The 8,110-nt window shown below is 57.3% G+C and carries 2 protein-coding genes and 7 pseudogenes; 5 read left to right on the top strand and 4 right to left on the bottom strand.

Going from position 1 to position 8,110, the window contains the following annotated elements; all coding sequences use genetic code 11:
• Positions 1 to 4: 4 nt before the first annotated feature.
• From GCT19_RS40055 to GCT19_RS40040, 4 pseudogenes are all read left to right on the top strand, one after another.
• Positions 5 to 325 (top strand): annotated as a pseudogene (locus GCT19_RS40055) (IS6 family transposase); the annotation flags it as partial.
• A gap of 351 nt (positions 326 to 676) precedes the next feature.
• Positions 677 to 1,267: pseudogene (locus tag GCT19_RS40050) on the top strand (helix-turn-helix domain-containing protein); the annotation flags it as partial.
• A gap of 56 nt (positions 1,268 to 1,323) precedes the next feature.
• Positions 1,324 to 2,471 (top strand): annotated as a pseudogene (locus tag GCT19_RS45155) (IS110 family RNA-guided transposase).
• A gap of 440 nt (positions 2,472 to 2,911) precedes the next feature.
• Positions 2,912 to 3,313: pseudogene (locus GCT19_RS40040) on the top strand (ISNCY family transposase); the annotation flags it as partial.
• Here GCT19_RS40040 and GCT19_RS40035 read toward each other — a convergent pair.
• Both GCT19_RS40035 and GCT19_RS40030 read right to left on the bottom strand, forming a co-directional pair.
• Positions 3,280 to 3,542 (bottom strand): annotated as a pseudogene (locus GCT19_RS40035) (Tn3 family transposase); the annotation flags it as partial. The pseudogenes GCT19_RS40040 and GCT19_RS40035 sit on opposite strands and share 34 nt — an antisense overlap.
• A 296-nt stretch (positions 3,543 to 3,838) precedes the next feature.
• Positions 3,839 to 4,125, bottom strand: a pseudogene (locus tag GCT19_RS40030) (IS6 family transposase); the annotation flags it as partial.
• A 182-nt stretch (positions 4,126 to 4,307) separates the two neighbouring features.
• Between GCT19_RS40030 and GCT19_RS40025 the strand changes: the two are divergent.
• Positions 4,308 to 6,623: a S9 family peptidase gene (locus GCT19_RS40025; RefSeq protein WP_152854959.1), complete on the top strand. Its 2,316-nt coding sequence runs from the start codon at positions 4,308 to 4,310 to the stop codon at positions 6,621 to 6,623.
• Positions 6,624 to 7,014: 391 nt separating this feature from the next.
• On the opposite strand, the pseudogene GCT19_RS40020 reads toward GCT19_RS40025, so the two are convergent.
• Positions 7,015 to 7,806, bottom strand: a pseudogene (locus tag GCT19_RS40020) (tyrosine-type recombinase/integrase); the annotation flags it as partial.
• Between the two features lie 56 nt (positions 7,807 to 7,862).
• On the bottom strand, positions 7,863 to 8,110 hold a 248-nt coding region (locus tag GCT19_RS40015; protein ID WP_193727519.1), incomplete at its 5' end, for an ATP-binding protein.

Raw genomic sequence — 8,110 nt, 5'->3', positions numbered from 1 at the left:
CCCGATGATGAAGAAGGCACCGACGCCACGAACGGCCCTTGCCCCAGGACTTGCGAAGGTTCTGAAGCGACTGCACTATCCGCTCGATGTCATGCTGATGTGCGTGCGCTGGTATGTGGCATATGGGCTGAGCCTGCGAAATCTGGAAGAGATGATGACTGAACGCGGCATCGATGTCGACCATTCAACCGTGCACCGGTGGGCGATCAAGTTGCTGTCCGTTCTGGAAAAGGCATTTCGACGTCGCAAGCGCGCAGTCGACAGGAGCTGGCGCGTGGATGAGACGTATATCAAGGTCCAGGGACAGTGGAAGTACCTGTACAAGCACCCGACCCGCTTGGAGGGTGGTGATTCGTGAAGCATCTGAGTGAGCGCGCGCTAAAGTTGACATTGAATTGTTGTTGTTGACGATCACTGAACCGTCCAGCAGCCGGGCGTCGATTGCGGTATGAAGGAGACGCGCACTTTGGGATGCCTCGCCATCGTGACTGGGCATCTTGGGTGGTCCCAGTGGGGGCTGTCTCCGACGAATACGTCATTTGACATAACATAATTTAGCAACTTTTTCTTTGTAGCAGCAAAGTAGTAGTGTCGTATTTGGGCAAAGTACAGATGTCGTACCCTGGCTATCTGTAGCGCATGATGGTGCGGTTTTTCCGCCTGTGGAGAGACCACCATGACGCGCACCGGGACGATCACGATGACGATGCGTGAGATCGATCAGCTGAAGGTTATTCAGGCCGTGACCGAGGCCCGGCTCAAGCCGGGCCAGGCCGCCGAACGCCCGGGGTTGAGCGTGCGCCAGATCGAACGGCTGGTGCTGCGTTACGACGCGGCCGGCGTGGCCGGGCTGGTGTCAGGCAAGCGTGGGCGTGCAGGCAACCACCAGTTGCCTGCTGGCAAGGCGCAGCGGGCGCTGGCGCTGATCCGCGAACGCTATGCGGATTTCGGGCCGACCCTGGCGCGCGAGAAGCTGCGGGAATGTCATGGCATCGAACTGGCGGTCGAAACGGTGCGCACGCTGATGATTGCCGTGGGGCTGTGGGTGCCGCGCAGGGATCGCCCGCCGAAGGTGTACCAGCCGCGTAACCGCCGCGCGTGCCTCGGTGAACTGATCCAGATCGACGGCAGCGATCACCGCTGGTTCGAGGACCGGGCGCCCGCCTGCACGCTGCTGGTCTTCATCGACGACGCGACCGGACGGCTGATGACGCTGCACTTCACGTCGACGGAGTCGACCTTCAGATACTATGAGGGACAGCCCGCGTAAGCCCCCAGGAGTAAAACGGTCTATCTGGACCGTTGCCCGTGAGGAGCACGCAAATGGACGCACCCGAAAGAACCCTGCAAGCACAGGACACCGAGATCACCTGCAGGCTGTTTGTCGCCTTTGAATTGGGCGAAAAGAACTGGAAGCTGTCACTCGGTGATGGCGTACGTGCTCCCAGCCGTTGCACGGTAGGGGCCGGCGACACCGCTTCCGTCCTGACCGCTATCGCGAAAGCCAGAGCTCGCTGTCATCTGCACCCTGACACCTTGGTGCTGACCTGCTATGAGGCGGGCCGCGACGGCTTCTGGTTGCACCGTTGGCTAAGCGTACAAGGGATTGTCAATCTCGTCGTCGATTCGGCAAGTATCGAGGTAAACCGACGCTCCCGACGTGCGAAGACCGACCGCCTCGACGCCGACAAGCTGCTTTCCATGCTGATGCGCTACTACGCTGGCGAACGTCGGGTCTGGGCAGTCGCGCGAGTCCCAAGCGCACAGCAAGAAGATGAACGACGCGTGCATCGTGAACTCGAGCGCCTACGACACGAGCGCACCGCTCACATCAACCGGATCCGATCGCTTCTGGTACTGCACAACCTGCGCGTAGAGCGCGTAGGCGGTCGTAACTGGGCCCGCTGGTAGGCCGAGCACGCTTAGCAGTTGCTCTCCGCCCTGCGTGCCGAAATCGAGCGTGAATTTGAGCGACTCTCACTTGTGATCCACCAAATCAAGACGCTTGAGGGATTTCAGGAGCAGCAAGTCCGCGGCGGCGCGCAACCCTCAATTGCGGCGTTAGCGCGCCTGACCGGTGTCGGTACCGGAAGTGCGTGGACTCTGCTCAAGGAGTTGTTTGGCTGGCGCAAGTTTCGCAACCGTCGAGAGCTTGCAGCCTGCCTGGGCCTTGCACCCACGCCATACAGCAGCGGGACAAGCGAAACAGAACAAGGCATCAGTAAGGCGGGAACAGGCGCGCTCGCTGGCTCATGGTCGAACTCGCATGGTGCTGGCTGCGCCACCAGCCCGCAAGCCAACTGAGCCAATGGTTCCATAAACGATTTGCTGGCGCAGGAAAGCGTGCCCGACGTATCGGCATTGTTGCACTAGCTCGTCGTCTCGCGATCGCGCTATGGCGGTATGCGGAACATGGTGAGATTCCGATTGGAGCAACCCTCAAGGCACACCGGAGTGCGGTTGCGACCTGAACCATCTGTGTCGGCAGACGGTACGAGTCTCAAGGTTTGCGCGCCCGTGAAATAGCGGGATTGCCCGATGGGCAATCGTCCTTCAGATGGGGCGCGTCCGAACGGAGCGCTGCCCGCGTTAGCGCATGCGGTATAGGGTGACCGGCGTGGTGCCGGCACGGATAGAAGTTAGATCGGGCATACGCCCGACATCGAGCGCTCCGAACCAAAGACTATTGACGTGTTGAGCAGGAGGGAAAGCAGGCCGATAACCACTTGTTGACGCACGCGAGTTATCCACCGCCTGCCGGCGCTCTGGCCACGTGAGGGGGCCCGCCGGCAGGCGGTGAATAACTTGCGGAGTCTTAAAGGAGAATCTTGCGATCAAAACTGTCATTGAGGGGGCTTGACTTCGAATACCCATAGAAGCTATTTCGAGGCATTGTCGAACACTGTCGAAGTATCTGGACGCGCACGGCAAGCCGGTGGCGTTCTACAGCGACAAGGCCAGCGTCTTCTACGTGAAGCAACGCTCGGAGACGGCAGGCAAAGGCGTCACGCAGTTCGGCCGGGCGCTGTATGATCTCAATATCGACGCATTCTGTGCCAACACGAGCCAGGCCAAGGGACGCGTGGAACGCGCGAACCAGACGCTGCAGGGCCGGCTGGCCAAGGAACTGAGGCTGCCCGGCATCAGCACGCGGGAAGCCGCGAATGCATATGCACCCTCCTTCATCGCCGACTTCAACCGGCGCTTCGGCAAGCCACCCAGGAGCGACTACGATGCGCACCGGCCGCTGCGCGACGACGAGGATCTGCGGCAGATCCTGGCAACCCGGTCGTTGGCAGCCCGCAGTGTGGCCAGACGGCAGTACTGCGATATGTTTCGTCGAGTGTGTGATACGGGATATCGCAGGTCTGGGACATGGCGAGATTGCCGAGATTGGTGGCCTGCGCAATAATCACCGCCATCAAGCTGTCCGCGTCGGCGATCTTCTTCGCGTAACGGGGTTGCAGGGGCGTCATCGTCGACAGGAAGCCGCAACGCTCATTCACAAACCGGATGATGTCGGCAATGTCGCGTAGCGGCAGGGGTGACGATTCAATTCAACCCTCAGATGCGTTCAAACAGGTTCGTGTTCCTCAACCGTCCCATGCTCAGCCTAGAGGCTCATCTTGGCATAACCGCTTCGCCGCAAGCCCCGTTTCCCACGGACTTCGTCACCGTGCCAGTGTCGGCAAGTCACCGCCGCTTCGGCTCACTTCCTCTCGCAGCAGAAGAAGGGCATACCCCGGTACTACAACAGCAACTTCTCCGGCTTTTGCATTCCAACTATGCTCAAGCAACTTCACCCCCATACAGGCGGGCTACGTTGGCTGGACGTACTGTAGGTCTCGTCCATGCGCCAGCTGTTGCCTACCGGGCGCTGGCACCGACGAAAGGCCTTCTCGAGCACCGGCAGCAGCTTGATCATCCAGCGATGCACCGTGGAATGATCCACCTCGATGCCGCGCTCGGCCATCATCTCTTCCAGATCCCGCAAGCATGCGAGTACGCCACGTACCTGCGCACGCACAGCAGAATCACGTCCACCGGATGCTTCAGGCGCTTGAGGACATTGGCAGCAATGCCGCCTAGCAGGCTCGTGCGCGGCGTCTTCGCTGGCTTATTCATCTGCTGACTTGCAGTTTCCAAAACCGGCCATTCTACTTCCCGTTATCGCGACAGAACCTCACCGGTCGCCTCGCTTGCGCTCAGCGGACACTGATCATACCCACTCGCATTCACTGATGGCATAAAAATTGCTCCAAGGTAAGCCGACGACGTAACCTATACATAGTCAAGGCCAAACATCCATGCAAAAAATTGCCCCCATCTTTCTGCTTCTAATTTCCTACTGCACGTTGCTATCGGCTGCTAACAACCAGGGGAACGGAACCATACACCCCCCCTTTGCTCTTACCCCCTCAGACCTTCAGCGGGCTCTCACAGTTCGTTATCAATACTCGGATAAAATTGTCAATTTCGTCGATACCCCCCCTTTCTGGCTTTCGCCCGAGACCCTTGCCTACCGACGGACGACACATGGTGAGCGCCAGTTCATTAAATTCAATATCAAAACTGGGAAGAAGGAACCGGCTTTCGATCATAGCCGCCTTGCCGAAGCATTAAATAAGGCGGGCTCCTCGAATTTCCGAGGCAACTCGCTGCCCTTTGACCGCTTCGAAATCGGACAAGACGGCAAACAGTTGCTGTTCTCCATTGATTCCGTTCAGTGGAGTTGTGATCTTTCAAGCTACATCTGCACTAGGATCTCTCAGGGCAAAATCTTGTCATTTCATAACGACTTCACGCCAACGGCTGAAAGCGATAGTCGAATAACAAGCGATTCACCGGACGGCAAGTGGAAAGCATATATCAAAAACTACAACGTCTTTCTAATGAGTAAGGACGGGTCAGTAAATGTACCGTTAAGTTCGGACGGGACAGAAGCGAACAATTACGTCTTCTCATCCCTAAAGTGGTCCCCTGACTCGAATCACCTCGCAGGTTACCGTGTCGCCGCCGGCCAACCGCGTCAAATTATGCTTGTCAATTCCTCAGCAACAAACCATCAAGCCAGGTATGAGCCATTAGCGTATCCCAAAGCGGGAGATATTCTTCCGCGACCGCAACCGGTACTATTCGACATAGTCAACAAGCGCATGGTCAATATCGACAATGCCTTGTTCCCGAATCCTTTTGACCTTTCCGAAATTAATTGGTGGAAGGATGGGGAAAGCTTTACATTTGAGTACAACCAGCGCGGCCATCAGCTCTACCGAGTAATCGAGGTGGAGGCAGCCACCGGCCGTACGCGCTCTTTGATCGATGAGGTCAGCTCCACGTTCGTCGATTATACAGATTTAAGAAATAACCAAAGAAGTGCCGGAAAACACTTTCGTTACAATGTTAATGATGGAGAGGAAATTATCTGGGCATCCGAGCGCGATGGATTTGAACATCTGTACCTCTTTAATGGCCGTACCGGTGTTTTAGAAAACCAAATCACCAAAGGTGACTGGGTTGTCCGCGCGGTGGACCACATCGATCCGGTCAGAAGGGAAATTTGGTTTGAAGCAAGCGGAATGAATTTCGGTGAGGACCCTTATTTCGTTCATGCCTACCGAATTGGCTTCGACGGAAAGGGGCTGACATCACTTACGCCAGAACCGGCCAATCATCACATCGAGTTTTCTCCGGACGGTAGATTCTACGTCGACCTCTGGTCGCGTATCGACCTTCCCCCACGCATGGCGCTTTTCCGGTCTAGAGACAACGCTAAACTGATGCAGATCGAGAGCACCGACATCTCTCAACTCGAATCTAATGGATGGAGAGCACCAATCAATTTTGTTGCCAAAGGGCGCGATGGTAAGACCGATATTTGGGGAATCATTCATCTACCAGATAGATTCGATCCACATCTGAAGTATCCTGTGGTGGAGGATATATATGCCGGCCCGCAAGGCTCTCACGTCCCAAAGTCATTCACAACCACAACAGAGCCCCTTACCCAGTTGGGTTTTATCGTTGTGCAAATCGACGGAATGGGCACTAACAACCGTTCACGCCTTTTCCATGACGTCGCGTGGAAGAATCTGAAAGATGCAGGCCTTCCCGATCGCATTCTGTGGCATAAGGCGGCTGCCTCTCTATATCCCTGGTACGACATCTCGAATTTGGGAATCTTCGGTACATCAGCTGGCGGCCAGAACGCCGTTGATGCACTGCTATTCCATTCGGACTTCTATAAGGTTGCGGTAGCCAACAGTGGTTGCTATGACAACCGTATGGACAAGATATGGTGGAACGAACAGTGGATGGGCTGGCCCGTCGGCATTGAATACTCACAGTCCTCCGCCATCGACAATGCCGACAATCTGCACGGCAAACTTATGCTTGTTGTGGGCGAAATGGACCACAATGTCGATCCGGCCTCCACCTTTGCGCTCGCCGACAGTCTCATTAAGGCGGGAAAGGAATTCGAAATGGTCTATGTGCCTGGTGCTGATCATGGAGCCCCCGGTATCTTCACCGAGCGTAAGCTCATGGATTTCTTCGTTCGCAATGTTTTCGGGCAAGACCCGCCTAATTGGAATGCCACATCGACGCATTTTCCGTCGAGTTGATGACCCTTTATACTGATCGCCGTGACATTGAGTTCGTAGGATTTTTCTATAGTCACATTCAATCGTTTACGTTGGGCTCAGGACTGCTAGTGTTTGCCTTCGTTGAACGCAAGCCCGCAAGATTCGTGTGGGAGACCGGCGCAGTGTCATCGCCGGTCGCTGAGCGTCGCCGTCGTTCAGGCGCTACGCCGAAAGCAGTGGAGTCAATGCCTTTGCGCGTTGGCGATCGCACTCGCTCTGGCGCTTGAAAAATTTCTCGCCTCAGCGGTCTTGGACCTGAGAATTGAAAGTGGCACGGCCATTGGGATGCCAACGAGATCATTCGCTTGTAGGGGTTATAAGCTGGAACCGCCGATTTTTTCGAAATTCTTCGAGTTCAATAGGTTAGCGGCTATTTTCGGGCGGCAAAGGCCTGATCCATATCCCTCGCACGCTGGATTTCGTCGCCGTGCAGGTACATCGATGTCGTCGCGATCGATGCATGGCGCAGGTTGTCGCGCACGCTGGTCAGTTTGGCCCCGCTAGCGAGCGCGTGGCTCGCGTGACTGTGGCGCATCCAGTGCGGACTCGCGCGGCGCAATTTTTCGGCAGCTACCGGATGATCGGCCTCGATCACGTCGGCTGCCTGTGCGAAGAAGCGGCGCATGACGCGCCCCAGACGCGAACCCGCGATACCCGCGTCGCCGTCTTCGCCCAGACTCGCGACCAGTGATGTCTTCGAGTTCCAGCGTTGTGGCGTGACAGGCAGGCGTCGCTGTGCAAGGTACTGATCGAGCGCAGTACGCGCGAGCGGCGGCAGTGCCACCTTGCCGGGCTTGCTGCCCTTGCCGACCAGATGCAGCCAGTAATCACCGTGCCCGTCCACGCGGATGCTGCGGAGCTCGGCGCCGACCAGTTCGCTCGCGCGCAGACCCGTCGCGTAGCCGAAGTCAAGCAGGAAGCGCAGCCGCTGCGGCGCTGGCTCCGACCAGCCATAGGACCATTCGAGGCCGTCGGCAATCGCGCGGACCAGCAGCCACTCACCCTCGGTGAAACCGCGCGTCGTGTCCAGCGCTGGCTGCGAGGCGTGGCCTCGGACCTTGACGCCGGAAAACGGATTGGCGAGCACGTTCCGCTGCTCGATCAGCCAGCGAAACAGCGCCGAGAGCACCGTCAGTGCGTAGGCTGCTGAGCGCGCTGACAGGGGCGCCTGTCTGGCGTCAACTAGAACTGCCGTCGGCGACAACTAAAATTGCCGCCCTATGCCGTCGCTGCGGCTGACGCTGTCGGCTTCGCACCGGCAGCTTTTGCGCGATAGCTCTCGACACCCATCAAGTCGAGGACGACGCTGTGGTGCACTACGCGATCGATCGCCGCAAGCGTGGTCATCGGGTCTTTAAAGATGCGTTCCCATTCCGAGAACACGAGATTTGTGGTGATGACGATGCTCTTTCGCTCGTAGCGCTCGGCGAGCAACGTGAACAACACCTCCATTTCATCGCGGTCGT

Source organism: Paraburkholderia atlantica (assembly GCF_009362785.1).
GTDB lineage: Bacteria > Pseudomonadota > Gammaproteobacteria > Burkholderiales > Burkholderiaceae > Paraburkholderia > Paraburkholderia atlantica.
This window is presented reverse-complemented; position numbering and strand designations above follow the sequence as displayed.

Bases quoted from the DNA above. Each gene is read 5' to 3' on its own strand.
- GCT19_RS40025 (WP_152854959.1), top strand. From the start codon at position 4,308: ATGCAAAAAATTGCCCCCATCTTTCTGCTTCTAATTTCCTACTGCACG.